This is a genomic window from Variovorax davisae, from assembly GCF_030316845.1.
Taxonomy (GTDB): domain Bacteria; phylum Pseudomonadota; class Gammaproteobacteria; order Burkholderiales; family Burkholderiaceae_C; genus Variovorax; species Variovorax davisae.
Genome location: NZ_JASZYS010000001.1, coordinates 657,743 through 675,032 on the forward strand (window position 1 = coordinate 657,743; position 17,290 = coordinate 675,032).

Annotated in this window: 16 protein-coding genes; 7 read left to right on the top strand and 9 right to left on the bottom strand. The window is 68.9% G+C overall.

From position 1 onward, the window contains the following. The first annotated feature begins 22 nt into the window (after positions 1-22). Entirely contained in the window at positions 23-436 is a 414-nt protein-coding gene (locus QTI33_RS03220; protein WP_286504307.1) for a DUF4149 domain-containing protein, read from the top strand. Here the strand turns inward: QTI33_RS03220 and QTI33_RS03225 are convergent, their stop codons facing one another. Then, positions 437-1,207 carry a glycosyltransferase gene (locus tag QTI33_RS03225; protein WP_286504308.1) on the bottom strand — a complete coding sequence of 257 codons (771 nt, stop codon included), beginning with the start codon at positions 1,205-1,207 and terminating at the stop codon, positions 437-439. It lies immediately after the preceding gene. Between the two features lie 2 nt (positions 1,208-1,209). Continuing rightward, a complete protein-coding gene (locus tag QTI33_RS03230) occupies positions 1,210-1,689 on the bottom strand; it encodes a YhbY family RNA-binding protein (protein WP_286504309.1) in 480 nt (159 codons plus the stop codon). A gap of 20 nt (positions 1,690-1,709) precedes the next feature. On the opposite strand from QTI33_RS03230, the gene QTI33_RS03235 reads away from it, so the two are divergent. The 5 genes from QTI33_RS03235 to QTI33_RS03255 all read left to right on the top strand — a co-directional run bounded on the left by QTI33_RS03235 (position 1,710) and on the right by QTI33_RS03255 (position 7,206). Further along, positions 1,710-2,378 carry an RlmE family RNA methyltransferase gene (locus QTI33_RS03235; protein WP_286504310.1) on the top strand — a complete coding sequence of 223 codons (669 nt, stop codon included), beginning with the start codon at positions 1,710-1,712 and terminating at the stop codon, positions 2,376-2,378. 151 nt (positions 2,379-2,529) lie between these two features. Next, complete coding sequence (ftsH, locus tag QTI33_RS03240) at positions 2,530-4,449, top strand: ATP-dependent zinc metalloprotease FtsH (RefSeq protein ID WP_286504311.1); 1,920 nt, start codon at positions 2,530-2,532, stop codon at positions 4,447-4,449. Positions 4,450-4,510: 61 nt separating this feature from the next. Then, on the top strand, positions 4,511-5,371 hold the full coding sequence (gene folP / locus QTI33_RS03245; RefSeq protein WP_286504312.1) for a dihydropteroate synthase: 861 nt from the start codon (positions 4,511-4,513) through the stop codon (positions 5,369-5,371). Beyond that, positions 5,368-6,702: a phosphoglucosamine mutase gene (gene glmM, locus QTI33_RS03250; RefSeq protein ID WP_286504313.1), complete on the top strand. Its 1,335-nt coding sequence runs from the start codon at positions 5,368-5,370 to the stop codon at positions 6,700-6,702. The genes folP and glmM overlap by 4 nt, the downstream gene beginning before the upstream one ends. Before the next feature lie 9 nt (positions 6,703-6,711). Beyond that, the gene (locus QTI33_RS03255) at positions 6,712-7,206 is read left to right on the top strand and encodes a GNAT family N-acetyltransferase (protein WP_286504314.1); all 495 of its coding nucleotides are present in this window, start codon (positions 6,712-6,714) and stop codon (positions 7,204-7,206) included. Between the two features lie 56 nt (positions 7,207-7,262). Here the strand turns inward: QTI33_RS03255 and QTI33_RS03260 are convergent, their stop codons facing one another. From QTI33_RS03260 to QTI33_RS03280, 5 genes are read right to left on the bottom strand one after another with little or no spacing between them, the layout of a single operon-like run. Then, complete coding sequence (locus QTI33_RS03260; protein ID WP_286504315.1) at positions 7,263-8,537, bottom strand: acyl-CoA dehydrogenase family protein; 1,275 nt, start codon at positions 8,535-8,537, stop codon at positions 7,263-7,265. A 46-nt stretch (positions 8,538-8,583) separates the two neighbouring features. Continuing rightward, positions 8,584-9,672 carry a phosphotransferase gene (locus QTI33_RS03265; protein ID WP_286504316.1) on the bottom strand — a complete coding sequence of 363 codons (1,089 nt, stop codon included), beginning with the start codon at positions 9,670-9,672 and terminating at the stop codon, positions 8,584-8,586. 9 nt (positions 9,673-9,681) lie between these two features. Next, the gene (locus QTI33_RS03270) at positions 9,682-10,404 is read right to left on the bottom strand and encodes a Crp/Fnr family transcriptional regulator (protein ID WP_286504318.1); all 723 of its coding nucleotides are present in this window, start codon (positions 10,402-10,404) and stop codon (positions 9,682-9,684) included. Positions 10,405-10,459: 55 nt separating this feature from the next. After that, positions 10,460-11,239 carry an oxepin-CoA hydrolase, alternative type gene (locus QTI33_RS03275; RefSeq protein WP_286504319.1) on the bottom strand — a complete coding sequence of 260 codons (780 nt, stop codon included), beginning with the start codon at positions 11,237-11,239 and terminating at the stop codon, positions 10,460-10,462. Between the two features lie 11 nt (positions 11,240-11,250). Beyond that, entirely contained in the window at positions 11,251-12,828 is a 1,578-nt protein-coding gene (locus tag QTI33_RS03280; RefSeq protein ID WP_353506307.1) for a 3-hydroxyacyl-CoA dehydrogenase, read from the bottom strand. A gap of 89 nt (positions 12,829-12,917) precedes the next feature. On the opposite strand from QTI33_RS03280, the gene QTI33_RS03285 reads away from it, so the two are divergent. Next, positions 12,918-15,068 carry a hypothetical protein gene (locus tag QTI33_RS03285; RefSeq protein ID WP_286504321.1) on the top strand — a complete coding sequence of 717 codons (2,151 nt, stop codon included), beginning with the start codon at positions 12,918-12,920 and terminating at the stop codon, positions 15,066-15,068. On the opposite strand, the gene QTI33_RS03290 is transcribed toward QTI33_RS03285, so the two are convergent. Both QTI33_RS03290 and QTI33_RS03295 read right to left on the bottom strand, forming a co-directional pair. Next, positions 15,058-16,230: an MFS transporter gene (locus QTI33_RS03290; RefSeq protein WP_286504323.1), complete on the bottom strand. Its 1,173-nt coding sequence runs from the start codon at positions 16,228-16,230 to the stop codon at positions 15,058-15,060. The genes QTI33_RS03285 and QTI33_RS03290 overlap by 11 nt on opposite strands. Next, a complete protein-coding gene (locus QTI33_RS03295; RefSeq protein WP_286504324.1) occupies positions 16,227-17,234 on the bottom strand; it encodes a D-2-hydroxyacid dehydrogenase family protein in 1,008 nt (335 codons plus the stop codon). The genes QTI33_RS03290 and QTI33_RS03295 overlap by 4 nt, the downstream gene beginning before the upstream one ends. Between the last annotated feature and the right edge of the window lie 56 nt (positions 17,235-17,290).

Below are 17,290 nucleotides of genomic sequence, written 5' to 3' on the forward strand. Positions count from 1 at the left end.
GCGGCTTCGGCCTCCCGCGCCCATGAAGGACCGCATCGCCCTGCTGGTCGCCGCCTTCTGGTGGGGCAGCCTGTCGACCATCGGCTTCCTGGTGGTGCCGATGCTGTTCGCCCGCCTGGGCAGCCCGGCCGTGGCCGGCAACATGGCGGGCCAGCTGTTCGCGGCCCAGACCTGGGTGGCGCTGGCCTGCGGGCTGGTGCTGCTGGTGCACTTCCGGGCCCAGGCCGGCGAGCGGATGGATGCCGCCGCGCGGACGATCACCGGCTGGGTGGTCACCGCCTTGCTGCTGGCCCTGCTGCAGCAGTACGCGGTCGCCCCGCGCATCCTGGCGCGCGAGAACCTCAGGCTCTGGCACTCGCTGGGCAGCGCCATGTACCTGGGTCAATGGCTCTGCGCCGGCGTCGTGCTCTGGCGCATGGGGCGCCGGACGGCCTGATCAGGCCTTCCAGAAGCTGGTGATCCAGCGCGCCGGCCGGATGAACCGGAAGCGCCGGTTGCGCCGTCCGGCCAGGGCGTCGGGCGGATTGCATTCGCCGTGAAAGACCATGATCCGCGCGCCTTCGGGCACGAAGGGCTCGCGCCAGTAGTTGGTCGGCCAGGTCGGGATGCCGTGGTACTTGAAGCTCGGGCACCAGGCTTCGGGCCAGTAGGCGAGCTTGCCCTGGCGGTGCATGTAGTCCGACAGGTAGGCCTGCTCGTTGCGGTATTCGGCCTGCACCGCATCCATGTTCTGGCGGAAATGCGCCAGCACGTCGGGATGGGCTCCTAGTTCGAAGCGGTACACCGAGGAGTTCCCGGTGATGCGCCGGCGCCGCCAGGGGCGCTCGTAGTCGTGGATGATCAGGAACTCGCCCGGCTGCTCGAAGAAGGCGTCCAGGCTGCCGACCACGACGACGTCGAGGTCGACGAACAGGGCGGTGCCGCGCAGCCCGTGCAGGTCGGCCTCGAAGGTGGTCAGCTTCTTCCAGGCCCGGTCGGGCTGGCCCGGCGCCAGTTCCAGATCGAGCGGCGGGATCGGAAAGCACTTCACCTCGCTGCGGATGCCCTTGGCGTCATCGGTCAGGCAGACGAAGCTGAAGTCGCCCGTGAGGTGGCGCCGCACCATCGCATAGAGGCGATTGACGTAGTCGGGCCCGTACTTGGTGCCCCACTTCATGCACAGGACGTGCCGTTGGCGCGGGAGCTGGCCCGCCGTCTCGCTCGGCATCCTCAGTCTGCCTGGTTCCGCTTCTTGGCCGACAGCGGCCGCTTGGCCTTGGCACGCTTGATCGTGCCGCCGGGCGTCAGGCGCTGGTTGCCGAGCACCCGCAGGGTCTTGATCTCGGGCCGCTGGCCGGCGCGCTTGCTGTACTTGATGATCTTGACGTCGCGCGGGCCGGGCATCCGGTCCTCGTCGATCGTGCGTTCCTTCTCGGGGATCGGCCGCCAGAGCACCAGCAGCTTGCCGATGTGCTGGATCGGCGCGGCGTCCAACTGGTCGGAAAGGGTCTGGAGCATGGCTTCGCGCGCCGCGCGGTCGTCGGAGAAGACGCGCACCTTGATCAGGCCATGGGCCTTGAGCGCGGCGTCGGCTTCCTTCACGACGGCGGGGGTCAGCCCGTCGCCGCCGACCATGACGATCGGGTCCAGATGGTGCGCTTCGGAGCGGTGCACCTTGCGCTGCGCAGGGGTAAGTTGAATGGCGGGCATCCCCGTATTATCGAGTGTCAATGAATCCCAAACCGAAAACGAAGAAGCTGAACAAGGCTTGGCTGCACGATCACCTCAACGATCCCTACGTGAAACTGGCCAACCGGGAGGGCTACCGGGCCCGCGCCGCCTACAAGCTGAAGGAGATCGACGAGACCCTGGGCCTGATCAAGCCCGGCCAGCTGGTGGTCGACCTGGGGTCGACGCCGGGCGCCTGGAGCCAGTACGTCAGGCGCCGGATGTCGCCGGCAGGCGCGGCGTCGGGCGAACTGGCCGGCACCATCATCGCGCTCGACATCCTGCCGATGGAGCCGATCGAGGGCGTCACCTTCCTGCAGGGAGACTTCCGGGAGGACGAGGTGCTGGCCCGGCTGGCCACCGCCATGGACGGTCGGCTGGCCGACGTGGTGGTGTCCGACATGGCGCCCAACCTGTCGGGCATCGCCTCGGCCGACACCGCCCGCATCGCCCACCTGATCGAGTTGGCCATCGACTTCGCCCGCCAGCACATGAAACCCGAGGGCGCGCTGGTCGCCAAGCTGTTCCACGGCAGCGGCTACGCCGAGCTGACCCGGCTGTTCAAGGACAACTTCCGGACCGTGAAACCCATGAAACCCAAGGCTTCGCGGGACAAATCCTCGGAAACCTTCATGGTCGGCATCGGCCTCAAGCGCCCGGATACCAATTGATACCTGTCAAAAACCGCTTGTGTCCTATGGCTGCTCTAGGGAATTCACGGGTTTTCGCAGGTTGAAAAGCCTAAAATGGGCGCCAATTGCCGCAGACAGTGCGCTTTTTTTCGTTCCCTAATTTTTTGCGCGCCCCCGACTGGAGTTTCGTTTGAACAATCAGTGGTTTTCCAAAGTTGCCGTATGGCTCGTCATCGCGATGGTGTTGTTCACTGTGTTCAAGCAGTTCGACACCCGCGGCGCAGCCGGCGCAGGCAACATCGGCTACAGCGACTTCCTCGAGGAAGTTCGCGGCAACCGCATCAAGAGCGCCACGATCCAGGAAGGCCAGGGAGGCAGCGAGATCGTCGCCATCACCAATGACGACCGCAAGATCCGCACCACCGCCACCTACCTCGACCGCGGGCTGGTCGGCGACCTGATCGCCAACAACGTCAAGTTCGACGTCAAGCCGCGCGAAGAGGGCTCGCTGCTCATGACCCTGCTGGTCAGCTGGGGCCCGATGCTGCTGCTGATCGGCGTCTGGGTCTACTTCATGCGACAGATGCAGGGCGGCGGCAAGGGCGGCGCCTTCAGCTTCGGCAAGAGCAAGGCCCGCATGCTCGACGAGAACACCAACCAGGTCACTTTCGCCGACGTCGCGGGTTGCGACGAGGCCAAGGAAGAAGTCAAGGAGGTGGTCGACTTCCTGAAGGACCCGGCCCGCTTCCAGAAGCTCGGCGGCCGCATCCCGCGCGGCCTGCTGCTGGTCGGCCCTCCGGGCACCGGCAAGACCCTGCTGGCCAAGAGCATCGCCGGCGAGGCCAAGGTGCCGTTCTTCTCGATCTCGGGCTCCGACTTCGTCGAGATGTTCGTCGGCGTGGGTGCGGCCCGCGTGCGCGACATGTTCGAGAACGCCAAGAAGAACGCCCCCTGCATCATCTTCATCGACGAAATCGACGCCGTCGGCCGCCAGCGCGGTGCCGGCCTCGGTGGCGGCAACGACGAGCGCGAACAGACGCTGAACCAGATGCTGGTCGAGATGGACGGCTTCGAGACCAACCTCGGCGTGATCGTGGTCGCCGCGACCAACCGCCCGGACATCCTCGACGCCGCCTTGCTGCGTCCGGGTCGTTTCGACCGCCAGGTCTATGTCACGCTGCCGGACATCCGCGGCCGCGAGCAGATCCTCAATGTCCACATGCGCAAGGTGCCGCTCGGCCAGGACGTGAACCCGAGCATCATCGCCCGCGGCACGCCCGGCATGTCGGGCGCCGACCTGGCCAACCTCTGCAACGAAGCCGCGCTGATGGCCGCCCGCCGCAATGCGCGCGTGGTCGAGATGCAGGACTTCGAAAAGGCCAAGGACAAGATCTTCATGGGCCCCGAGCGCAAGAGCATGGTGATGCCCGAGGAAGAGCGCCGCAACACGGCCTATCACGAGTCCGGCCACGCGCTCATCGGCAAGCTGCTGCCCAAGTGCGACCCGGTCCACAAGGTCACGATCATCCCGCGCGGCCGCGCGCTCGGCGTGACCATGAGCCTGCCGGCCCAAGACCGCTACAGCTACGACCGCGAGTACATGCTGAACCAGATCAGCATGCTCTTCGGCGGCCGCATCGCCGAGGAAGTGTTCATGCACCAGATGACCACCGGCGCCAGCAATGACTTCGAGCGCGCGACGCAGATCGCCCGCGACATGGTGATGCGCTACGGCATGACCGAATCGCTGGGCCCGATGGTCTACGCCGAGAACGAGGGCGAGGTGTTCCTGGGCCGCTCGGTCACCAAGACCACCAACATGAGCGAGTCGACCATGCAGAAGGTCGATGCCGAAGTGCGCCGCATCATCGACGAGCAGTACGCCCTGGCGCGCCGCCTGATCGAGGAGAACAGCGACAAGATGCACGCCATGGCCAAGGCCCTGCTCGAATGGGAAACCATCGACACCGAGCAGCTCGACGACATCATGGCCGGCCGCGCGCCGCGCCCGCCCAAGGACTGGACGCCGCGCATCCCGCCGTCGGGCAGCGGCGGCGGCAGTGGCGGCACCCCGGCGGTGAACCCGGATCCGGCGCCCACCGCCGCCTGAGCATGATGCTCTGGCAGATCACGGGGCCTCGGGCCCCGTTTTTCTTTGGGGCCGGGCGCGCATGACGTCGGTCTGGCGCACGACCCGCTTCGCCATCGACCTGGCGCGTCCCCAGGTGATGGGCATCGTCAACGTCACGCCGGACTCGTTCTCCGACGGTGGCGCGCATGCGTCGACGGCCGCCGCGGCCGCGCATTGCGTGCGGCTGGTCGAGGAGGGCGCCGACATCCTGGACATCGGCGGCGAGTCGACGCGACCCGGCAGTCCCGCCGTGCCGCTCGACGTCGAACTCGCGCGTGTGCTACCGGTGGTGCGCGAGGCCGTCACGCTGGGCGTGCCGGTCTCGGTCGACACCTACAAGCCCGAGGTGATGCGCGCCGTGCTGGACCTGGGCGCCGACATCGTGAACGACATCTGGGCGCTGCGCCAGCCTGGCGCGATGCAGGCGGTGGCGGCGCATCCGGCCTGCGGGATTTGCCTGATGCACATGCACCGCGATCCCCAGACGATGCAGTCGGCGCCGATGGACGGCGACGTGGTGCCCGAGGTGCGCAGCTTTCTCGAACGGCAGGCGCGGTCGCTGGCCGCGCTGGGGGTCGAGGCGTCGCGGATCGTGCTCGATCCGGGCATCGGCTTCGGCAAGACCGTGGCGCAGAATTTCTCGCTGCTGGCGCGCCAGCGCGAACTGCTCGCGGCGGGCTGGCCGCTGCTGGTCGGCTGGTCGCGCAAGTCCTCGATCGGCAGCGTCACCGGCATCGCGCAGGCCGGCGAGCGGCTGGTTCCCAGCGTGGCCGCGGCGGTGCTGGCGGTCGATCGCGGCGCGGCGATCGTGCGCGTGCACGATGTGCGCGAGACCGTGGCCGCGCTCGCCGTCTGGCGGGCGATGGCCGAGCAACAACAAGAACAGGAAACGAACCCATGACAAGGCAATACTTCGGCACCGACGGCATCCGCGGCACGGTCGGCCAGCCACCGATCACGCCGGACTTCGTGCTGCGGCTCGCCCATGCGGTCGGCCGGGTGCTCAAGAAGACCGAGTCGCGGCCGACCGTGCTGATCGGCAAGGACACCCGCATCTCGGGCTACATGCTCGAATCAGCGCTGGAATCCGGCTTCAATTCGGCCGGCGTCGACGTCGTCCTGCTCGGCCCGCTGCCGACCCCCGGCGTGGCCTACCTGACGCGCGCCCAACGGGCCAGCCTGGGCGTGGTGATCAGCGCCAGCCACAACGCCTTTCCCGACAACGGCATCAAGTTCTTCAGCGCCCAGGGGACCAAGCTCAGCGACGAGTGGGAGCTGGCGGTCGAAGCGGCGCTCGAAGAGGCGCCGGTGTGGGCGGATTCGGCCCAGCTCGGCAAGGCGCGCCGCCTCAACGATGCACCGGGGCGCTACACCGAGTTCTGCAAAAGTACTTTCGCCAACGACCTGACGCTGCGCGGCATGAAGCTGGTGGTCGATGCCGCGCACGGGGCGGCCTACCAGGTGGCGCCGCAGGTCTTCCACGAACTGGGCGCCGATGTGATCAGCATCGGCTGTTCGCCCGACGGCCTCAACATCAACAAGGGATTCGGCGCCACCCATCCGCAGGCGCTGATCGATGCCGTGCGGGCGCAGGGCGCGCACTACGGCATCGCGCTCGACGGCGATGCCGACCGGCTGCAGCTGGTGGATGCCGAAGGGCGCCTCTTCAACGGCGACGAACTGCTCTACCTGATGGTGATGGAGCGCATCGCGCGCGGCGACAAGCCGGCCGGCGTAGTCGGCACTTTGATGACCAACAAGGCGGTCGAGGTGGCGCTGAAGGGGCAGGGGATCGAGTTCGTGCGGGCCAAGGTCGGCGACCGCTATGTGCTCGAAGAGCTCGAGAAGCGCCGCTGGCTGCTCGGCGGCGAAGGCTCGGGCCACCTGCTGGCGCTCGACCGCCACACCACCGGCGACGGCATCGTGAGTGCACTCCAGGTGCTGCAGGCTTGCGTGCGCAGCGGACGGAGCGTGGGCGAATTGCTGGCTGGTGTGACGCTGTTCCCCCAGACGCTGATCAACGTGCGGCTGGCGGAGGGGCAGGACTGGAAATCCAACGCGGCGCTGTCCGCCGAGAGCGAACGCGTCGAGCGGGAGCTCGGCGACAGCGGGCGGGTGCTGATCCGTGCCAGCGGCACCGAGCCGCTGCTGCGGGTCATGGTCGAGGCGCGCGATGCGGCGCAGGCCGAGCGCTGCGCGCGCAGCATCGCCGAGACGCTGAACCTCGCCTAGCGCAACGCCATGAGCGCCACCGGTGTGATCGAGATCGTCAAGGCCGACTATCGGGATCCTGCGCACGCGCAGGCACTGGTATCGCTGCTGGACGCCTATGCGCGTGATCCTGCAGGCGGGGGCACGCCGCTGGCCGAGGAGGTGCTTGCCGGCCTGCCCGCGGCGCTGGCGGCCAGGCCGCAGGCCTTCAGCGTGCTGGCCTGGGCCGGCGACCAGCCGGTCGGCCTGGTCAATTGCATCGAGGGCTTCTCGACCTTCGCCTGCCGGCCGCTGGTCAACGTGCACGACGTCGTGGTGCTGGCCAGCCACCGCGGCCAGCGCATCACGCAGCGGATGCTGCAGCGCGTCGAGCAGGAGGCCCACGCGCGTGGCGCCTGCAAGCTCACGCTCGAAGTGCTGTCGGGCAACCGCAGCGCCTTGCGGGCCTACGAGCGGGAGGGCTTCGCGAGCTATCAACTCGATCCGGCCTTCGGCTCGGCCATGTTCCTGCAGAAGAAGCTCTGAACGAAAAAGCCGCCGGCACCCGAGGGTGCGCGGCGGCCCGATACGGCGCAACGCGCTCAGAACCGGGTCACGGGCATCGCTTCGTCGCCCGGCTTGGCCGGCGCGTACTTGCCCAGCTCCCACTTGGCGATCGCGTTGCGGTGGACTTCGTCCGGGCCGTCGGCGAAGCGCAGCGTGCGGGCGCCCGCGTAGGCGTAGGCCAGCGGGAAATCGTCGCACATGCCGCCGCCGCCATGCACCTGCATCGCCCAGTCGATCACCTGGCAGGCCATGTTGGGTGCCACCACCTTGATCATCGCGATCTCGGTCTTGGCGACCTTGTTGCCGGCCACGTCCATCAGCCAGGCGGCCTTGAGCGTCAGCAGGCGCGCCATGTCGATCTTGCAGCGGGCTTCGGCGATGCGTTCCTGGGTCACGGTCTGCGAGGCGACGGTCTTGCCGAAGGCCACGCGCGACGAGGCGCGCCGGCACATCAGTTCGAGGGCGCGCTCGGCCAGGCCGATCAGGCGCATGCAGTGATGGATGCGTCCGGGGCCGAGTCGGCCCTGGGCGATCTCGAAGCCGCGGCCCTCGCCGAGCAGGATGTTGCCGACCGGCACGCGGACGTTCTCGAACACCATCTCGACGTGGCCGTGCGGCGCGTCGTCATAGCCCATCACGTTGAGCGGACGGATGATCTTGATGCCCTTGGCATCCGCCGGCACGATCACCATGCTCTGCTGCGAATGCTTGGGCGCGTCGGGTTCCGACTTGCCCATCGTGATGAAGACCTTGCAGCGCGGGTCGGCAGCGCCGGAGATCCACCACTTGCGGCCATTGATGACGTACTCGTCGCCCTGGCGCTCGATGCGGGTCGAGATGTTGGTGGCGTCGCTGGACGCCACGTCGGGTTCGGTCATCGCGAAGGCCGAGCGGATCTCGCCTTCGAGCAGTGGCTTGAGCCAGCGCGCCTTGATCTCTTCGGAGCCGTAGCGGGCGATGGTCTCCATGTTGCCGGTGTCGGGCGCCGAGCAGTTGAAGGCTTCGCTGGCCCATGGCACCCGGCCCATGATCTCGGCCAGCGGCGCGTATTCCTGGTTGGTCAGGCCGGCGCCGGCGTAGCCCGAGGCCGCGGCGCTGTCGACCGGCAGGAACAGGTTCCACAGACCCTGGGACTTGGCCTTGGCCTTGACCTTCTCGACCGTCTCGAGCGCGCTCCAGCGCTTGCCGGCCGCCGTGTTGGCAGCCAGTTCGGCCGAGTAGGCGGCCTCGGCAGGGTAGATGTGCTCGTCCATGAAGGCGCTGACGCGCTTTTGCAGCTCTTGGGTCTTGGCCGAGTCTTCGAAGTCCATGTCGTCTCCAGGTGGGTAATCGTTCAGGCGGCCGCGGCCGCGCCGCTCATGCTTTCTTGGCGAACTGCCAGGCCATCTCGGCCATCGGCCGCGCGCCGCGGCCCGACGCCACGGCCTGTTCGCTCGATGCGGTGCCGGCTTCGACCCGCTTGGCGATCCCTTGCAGGATCGCGGCGATGCGGAACATGTTGTAGGCCAGGTAGAAGTTCCAGTCCGGTGCCAGCGCCTCGGGCGTCGTGAGCCCGGTGCGGTCGCAGTAGCGGCGGATGTAGTCGCTTTCGGTCGGGATGCCCAGGCTCTTCAGGTCGAGGCCGCCGACTCCGCGCGACATCGCGTGCGGAATGTGCCAGGCCATGCAGTGGTAGCTGAAGTCGGCGAGCGGGTGGCCGAGCGTGGACAGTTCCCAGTCGAGCACCGCGATCGCGCGTGGCTCGGTGGCATGGAACATCAGGTTGTCGAGCCGGAAGTCGCCGTGCACGATCGACGTCATCGATTCGTCGCGCGCGCTGGCCGGGATGTGGGCCGGCAGCCATTCCATCAGGCGGTCCATCTCGGGGATCGGCTGCGTCACCGAGGCCACGTACTGCTTGCTCCAGCGGCCGATCTGGCGCTCGAAATAGTTGCCGGGCTTGCCGTAGTCGGCCAGTCCGCGCTCGGCGAACTTGACCGTGTGCAGGGCGGCGATGACGCGGTTCATCTCGTCGTAAATGGCCGCGCGGGTCGCGTTGTCCGTGCCGGGCAGCGACTGGTCCCAGAGCACCCGGCCCGCCATGAACTCCATCACGTAGAAGGCGCGGCCGATGATGGATTCGTCCTCGCACAGGCAGTACATGCGCGGCACCGGCACGTCGGTGCCGGCCAGCCCGCTCATGACCTTGAACTCGCGCTCGACCGCATGCGCCGAAGGCAGCAGCTTGGCCACCGGGCCCGGCTTGGCGCGCATCACGTAGCTTTGCGACGGCGTCAGGAGCTTGTAGGTCGGGTTCGATTGCCCGCCCTTGAACATCTCGACGGTGAGCGGGCCCTGGAAGCCCTCGAGGTTCTTTTCGAGCCAAGCGGTCAGGGCGGCGATGTCGACCTGGTGCTGTTGCGAGACGGCACGCGTGCCGACGAAATTGTCGAAGTCCTGGGTCATGTCTCTTCTTTATTGGTCATCGGCTTCGGAGATCCGCATCAGTGCGGCGCGGTCGAGCACCACCAGGCCGCCCGATTCGATGCGGATCGCCTCCTCGCGCTCCATCGCCTTGAGTTCCTGGTTGACGCGCTGGCGCGAGGCGCCGAGCAACTGGGCGAGCTCTTCCTGCGCCAGGTGCAGGCCGATGCGCATCTGGCTGCCGTCCGCCAGGTTGGGCACCCCGTAGCTGCGCACCAGATGGATCAGCTGCTTGGCCAGCCGCGCCCGCAGGGGCAGGGTGTTGAGGTCCTCGACCAGCCCGAACAGCTGCCGGATGCGCCGCGCCTGCAGCCGCATCAGCGCTTCGTAGAGCTCGACGTGGTTCGACAGGATCTTCTGGAAGTCGGCCCGCGCCACGCAAAGGATCGTCGAGTCGCCATGCGCGTAGGCATCGTGCGTGCGCCGGTCGCCGTCGAAGATCGCCACGTCGCCGAACCAGATGCCCGGCTCGACGTAGGTCAGCGTGACCTGCTTGCCCGACACCGCCGTCGAGCTCACGCGCACCGCCCCCTTGGCGCAGGCGATCCACTGTTCGGGCGGATCGCCGCGAGCGGCGATCAACTCGCCGTCCTTGTAGCGTTTGACGAAGGCACATCGGAGGATGTCGTGGCGCAGAGAGGGTGAAAGGGATGAGAACCAGCGACCACCGTTGATCGCTTCACGTTCTTCGATGGTAAGAATGGGGTCGTCCATGGACTGTCCTGTCGGTGACTGAAAGGCAAGGGCTTGTCGCGCGAGCGACCGGCGCTCATTGGTAGCGCGGCGTTTCCTTGGCGAGGAAGGCCGCGATGCCGATGCCGGCGTTGGCATGGTGCAGGTTGCGCACGAAGTGGTCGCGCTCCTGCGCCAGCTGCGACACCAGCGTCGCGCCGCGGGAGTCGCTGAGCAGCTCCTTGATGCTGGCGAGTGCGTTCGGCGCCCGCGCATTGAGCTTGGCCGCCAGCGCCAACGCGGCCGCCAGCGCCTGCCCGCTCTCGGTCAGCTGGTTGACCAGCCCGAGCTCATGCAGCCGCGCCGGTTCCAGCCGCTCGCCCTGCATCAGCCATTCGCTCGCCAGTTGGCGCGGCAGCGCCCGCGCCAGGTGCCAGCTCAGGCCGCCGTCCGGCGACAGGCCGACGTTGCTGTACGAGGCGGCGAACACCGCGTCGCGCGCCGACACCACGAAGTCGCAGGCCAGTGCCAGCGAAAAGCCGGCCCCGGCCGCCGCACCCTCGACCGCCGCGATGACCGGCTTCGGAAAGGTGCGGATCGTGTCGATCCAGGCATGGAGCGCCTCGATGCTCTCGGCCTGCACCGAGGGCTCGCGGTCGCGGTTGGCCGACAGGCGCTGCAGCGAGCCGCCGGCGCAGAACCACTTGCCTTCGCCGACGATCACGACGCTCTTGATCTCCTGGCTGCTTTCGGCGCCGTTCAGCGCCTCGACACCGGCGGCGTACATCTCGGGGCCCAGTGCGTTGCGCATCGAGGGATTGGAGAGGGTCAGCACCATCGTGCCCCCCTCGCTGGTGCTCTTCAGTTCTGCGGTCATGGCTTGCTTGGTTACTCTTCGGGGTGGGTGAGGCTGAGGCCAAGGGCGCCGCGGCGGCGCAGCCAGGGGCTCGGGCGGTAGCGCGGATCGCCGTAGACGGTCTGCAGGTTGAACAGGACTTCGAGCATGTTGGTCGGGCCGTACAGGTCACCCATGGCCAGCGGGCCCTGCGGATAGCCCAGGCCGAGGCGCACCGCCAGGTCGAGGTCGGCCGGCGAGCAGACGCCCTGCTGGCACATGTCGGACGCGATGTTGACGATGGTCGCCACCACGCGCTGGGTGACGAAGCCGCCGCTGTCGCGGATCACGCTGACGGCCTTGCCGTCGCTCGCGAACAACGCGTGGGCGGCGTCGCGCATGTCGCGCCGGGTCGCCGGATTGGTCGCCAGCACGCGGCGCTTGGTGGCGGCATCGTCCACCATGAGGTCGATGCCCACGGTGCGGGTGGCGTCGAGGCGTTCGACCGCGGCCACCGTGGTGACGTCGAAGCCGAGCGGCGCGACCAGGATCAGCGCCGCGGCGGAGGGCGCGGCGCCACTCTCCAGTGGTGCCCCCAGTGCATGCACCAGGCGCAGCAGTTCGGGGCGCCGGGCCGCGCGTGGCGACACCCAGACTGGCGGCAGGGCGTCGACCTTCGGCACCGGCGGCTCCGGCATCGGCTCCTGGTTGCCTTCGGGATAGCGGTAGAAGCCGGCGCCTGACTTGCGTCCCAGGGCCCCCGCGGCCACCCGCTGCGCGGCGATCGGGCTCGGCCGGTAGCGCGGCTCCTCGTAGTACTGGCGGTAGATTGACTCCATCACCGGGTGGGAGACGTCGAGCCCGGTCAGGTCGAGCAGCTCGAAGGGGCCGAGCCTGAAGCCGGCCTGGTCCTTGAGGATGCGGTCGATGGTCGCGAAGTCGGCCACGCCTTCGCCGGCGATGCGCAGCGCCTCGGTGCCGTAGCCGCGACCGGCGTGGTTGACGATGAAGCCCGGCGTGTCCTTGGCCTGGACCGCGCTGTGGCCCATCTGCGCCGCGTAGCCGGCCAGTCGGATGCAGACCTCGGGCTCCGTCTTGAAGCCGGCCACGACCTCGACCACCTTCATCAGCGGGACCGGATTGAAGAAGTGGAAGCCGGCCATCCGCCCCGGCTGCCTCAATGCGGTCGCGATCGCCGTGACCGACAGCGACGAGGTGTTGGTGACCAGCGTGGCCGACGGCGAGACCACGGCCTCGAGTTCGCGGAACAGCTGGCGCTTGATTTCGAGGTCCTCGACGACGGCCTCGATCACCAGGTCGCAGCCCGCCAGCGCTTGCACCGAATCCGCGGCTTGCACCCGGGCGGCCAGGGCGTCGCGCCCGGCGGCGTCGAGCTTGCCTTTTTCGTGTAGCTTCTGCCACTGCGCGAGGAGGGCCTCGCGCCCGCGCGCCGCCGCGCCTTCGAAGCTGTCGAGCAGCAGCACCTGGCTTCCGGCTTGCGCCGCGATCTGGGCGATGCCTCGGCCCATGGCACCGGCGCCGATGACGCCGACGTTGGAAAAGTTCACGGTCATTTGATAATTGTCTCTCTGTGGTTCATCGGTCCTGACCCTCGTGTCAGAATGTGTCAACTTTCGATTGCTATTTGCTGCCCATTTTGCAATTCCCACGCCTCGCGGCGAGCCTGCTGATTGTCGGCTTTGCCCTTGATTCTTACGCCTTGACGATCGGTCGGCCCCAAGGAGCCGTCTGGATCGGCAAGCCGATGGACGTGGCGATTCCGCTGTCACTCGACGGCGTCGACGCGGGCGGGTCGCTCTGCCTCGAGGCCGACGTGCTGCAGGGCGACAGCCCGATGCCCGACCGGCGCGTGACTGTATCGTTCGAGCAGGGCGCCGGTGGCGCCCGCATGCGGGTGCGCTCCACCGTGCCGATCGAGGAGCCGGTGGTCACGCTGAACGTGCGTGCCGGCTGCGACCTGAAGTCCACGCGCCACTACGTGCTGCTGGCCGATGTGCCGGTCGATGCCGCCTTGCCCGCAGTGGCGGCGCCGTCGATGCGTCCGTTCCCCGAGTCCGCGCCGCTGCCGCGGCCGGTGGCGCGGGCAGTGCCCCGCAGCACGGCGGGCGATGGCGGCGTGTCCGGGTCGGAGGGCGCCAGCCCACCGCCGGCCCCGCGCCGCAGCAACCCGCCGCCGCCACGCCCACCGGCGGCCGCCGAGGATGTGCCGCCGCGGCCGCGGCGCTCTCCCGCGGCCGAAGCCGCTGCCGCCGCCAGACGCACGGCAGCCGCGGTGCCTGCCCCCGCCACACGCGTCACGCCGCCGCCGTCGCCACCCGCCGCCGCCGAAGCCGCGCCACGCGAGGCCGGCGCCGGACGGCCGCGACTGCAGGTGGAGGCGCTGGAGCCCGCGCCGGCGCGGGCCGGCAACCTGAGGGCGACGCCCGAACTGAACCTGCCCGACGCGCCGGACCCGGTCCGCCGGGCGGCCGCTGCCGCGCTCTGGAATGCGCTCGATCCCGCCGCCGAAGAAGCGCAGCGCGAGGCCAAGCGCGCCAAGGACACGGACGCCGCGCTGGCCGCATTGCGCGAGCAGGCCGCGCAGAACCAGCGCACCCTGCTCGAGATGCGCAGCGAACTGGCCCAGGCGCGCGAAAGCCGCTACGCCAATCCGCTGGTCTACGCCCTCGCGGCGCTGCTGTTGCTGGCCTTGATCGGCATGTTCATGCTGTGGCGCCTGGCGCGCCGCGCGAGCGCTCCGGCCTGGTGGAGAGAAGCGCCGCCGGGCGTGGGCGACCCGCGCCGGCCGCGCCCGCACGGCGGCCTGCTCGACGACGAGATGGACCTGGACTCAGAGCCGCCCCGCAGCCGGCGCAGCGTCGGCCCCAGGACCTTCGGGCCGACGCCGTTCGCGCCGCTCGCGCCGGACGACGACGACCTCGACAGCGGCCCGCACGCGCCGCTGCCGCACCCGGCCCAGCTGGCCGAAGGCACCCCGGTGCGGCCGGTCAACACCGAAGAGCTGTTCGACGTCCAGCAGCAATCCGATTTCTTCCTGTCGCTGGGCCAGCACGACCAGGCGATCGCGGTCCTGCGCGAGCACATCGCCGCCAATCCCGGCACCAGTGCGCTGGCCTATCTCGATCTGCTGCGGATCTTCCATTCGCTCGAACGCGAGGACGACTACACGCGGCTGGCCCAGGACTTCGAACGCGTCTTCAATGCCGATGTGCCGTCCTTCGCCCACTTCACCGACACCGGCAAGGGCCTGGAGCACTACCGCGGTGCGCTGGCGCGCATCGAGGCGCTGTGGCCCGCGCCCGGGACCCTGGCGCTGATCGAGGAGCTGGTGTTCCGCAAGCCCGGCCACAACGACGATGGCGCCTTCGACCTGGCGGCCTACCAGGAGCTGCTGCTGCTCTATTCGGTGGCCAAGGAAGTCATCGATCCCGCCAGCGCGCCGCCCGCGGCCTACGGGCCCCATGCCTTCGCCGACACCCTCGTGCGCGAGGACCCGCCGACCGCGACCGCCCCGCTGGACACCGAACCGGCGCCGCCGGCGATCGCCGAAGGCCCGGTGCTGCCGCCCTCCATCTACGGCTCGATCGATCAAGGCATGCAGCATGAAACGGTGATGGATCCGGAGGCGCAGTTGTCGCCGGCCGCGCCGGCCCCGACCGTTCGGCCGGCGGTGCTGCCCGATCTGGAGATGGACCTCGGCGCCTTCGACAAGACGGCCTACGAGACGATGCCCAGTCCGATCGAGCCGGCCAAGGCGCCGACGCCCTCGAACGATCCGCACGTGATCGACTTCGAACTGTTCGATCCGAGCACCGAAGCGGAAATCGCCCCGCGACCGATCAAGCGCTGAAGGCGGGCGCGCGGCGCTGCGCACGGTCGACCGCCATGCTCAACCCGATCGCCAGCAGCACGGTGACCAGGCCGACCCAGTTCATCCAGGCGGTGGCGTCGTGGGCCAGCAGCCAGCCTCCGGCCGCCGCGCCCACCGCCTGGCCGACATAGATGCCGGAACTGTTCAGTGCCACCGAGCCCGGCGCCAGCGCGGGCGAGAGCGAGACCAGCCGCGCCTGCTGGGCCGAATTGGTGGCGAAGCAACCCAGGCCCCAGGGCACCAGGATCAGCGCCAGTGTCGCGAAGCTGACCGCCAGCGGCCACAGCAGCAGGCTGAGCGCGATCAGCACCGTGGTGACCAGCACCATGCGGGCCGCCCCGAGGCGGTCGATGTAGCGGCTCACGGCCATGTTGCCCAGCAGGCCGCAGAGGCCGAACCAGCCCCACAGCAGGCCCATCTGCGTCGCATCGGCGCCCAGGCTCTCGCGCACGATCGGCGCGAAGTAGCTGAACAGCACGAACTGGCCGGCGCCCTGCAGCGCCGTGACGCAGACCACGCCCATCAGCAGCGGGCTTCGGAGGACGCTGCCCCAGGCCGCGCGCGACAGCGCCGCGGGGCGGATGCCGGTGGGCAGCTGGCGCCAGATCCAGGCCGCGCTCACCACCGACAGCGCGGCAATCACCCCGAAGGCCGCCCGCCAGCCGAAGTGCCCGCCGACCAGCGCGCCGATCGGCAGGCCCAGCACCGAGGCCATCGACCAGCCGAGGAAGACGAAGGTGACGGCGCGGCCGCGCTGCTCGGCCGGCACCAGCAGCCCGGCGCAGGCTGCGGCCTGCGCGGTGAAGACCGCCGGCGCGACGACCGTCAGCATGCGCACCAGCAGCAGGCTGCCGAAGTTCGGCATCAGCGTTGCCAGCAGGTGGCCGGCGGCATACCAGAGCATGGTGAAGGCGAGCAGCCGGCGGCGATCCCAGCCGGCAACCCAGGCTGCCAGCAGCGGGGCGCCGAGGCACATGACGATCGCACCGGCGGTGATCAGCTGGCCGGCGGCGGCCGCGCCGACCTGCAGCGACTGGCTCAGCTCGTTGAGCGTGCCCGGCACCACCATCACGCCGGTGCCGATCACGAAATTGCCTGCCAGCAAGGCCCACAAGGTGGCCGGCAGCGCAGGCCGGCTCAACGACGGACCTGCAGTGCGCCAGGATTGACGATGTTGGTCGGGTTGCCCTTGATGAAGCTCACGACGTTGTCGAAAGCCTGGCCGAAATACATCTCGTAGCTGTCCTGCTCGACATAGCCGATGTGCGGCGTGCAGATGCAGTTCTCGAGCCGCAGCAGCGCGTGGCCCTGCAGCGGCGGTTCGCTCTCGAAGACGTCGATGGCGGCCAGCCCGGGCCGGCCGCGGTTCAGGGCTGCCAGCAAGGCGTCCTGTTCGACCAGTTCGGCGCGCGAGGTGTTGACGAACAGCGCGGTCGGCTTCATGCGCGACAGGTCTTCGAGCGTCACCAGGCCGCGCGTCTCGTCGCTCAGCCGCAGGTGCACCGACAGCACGTCGGCGGCGGCGAAGAAGGCTTCGCGGTTGGGTGCCACCTGGAAGCCGTCGGAGCGCGCCTTGGCGCAGCTCTGCTCACGTCCCCAGATCACGACCTGCATGCCGAAGGCCTGGCCATAGCGCGCCACCAGCTGGCCGATGCGCCCATAGCCCCAGATGCACAGGGTCTTGCCCTTGAGCACCGAGCCGAGGCCGAAGTTCGGCGGCATCGACGCCGACTTGAGGCCGGCCTGCTGCCAGGCGCCATGCTTGAGATTGCTGATGTACTGGGGCAGGCGCCGCATCGCGGCCATGATCAGCGCCCAGGTGAGCTCGGCCGGCGCCAGCGGCGAGCCCGACCCCTCGGCGACGGCGATGCCCTGCTCGGTACAGGCGTTGATGTCGATATGCCCGCCGGCCCGGCCGGTCTGCGAGATCAGCTTGAGCTTGGGCAGCTTCTCGATCAACTGCCTGGTGATCTGGGTGCGCTCGCGGATCAGCACGATCACGTCGGCGTCCTTGAGCCGGACCGACAGCTGGCCGATGCCCTTGACCGTGTTCGTGTAGACCTTGGCCGCGTAGGCGTCGAGCTTGGCGGCGCAGTTGAGCTTGCGCACGGCATCCTGATAGTCGTCGAGGATCACAATGTTCATGGCATGCCATTGTGCCTTGCACGAACGGCATGCTGGGCCAGCCGGACGACTTTGTG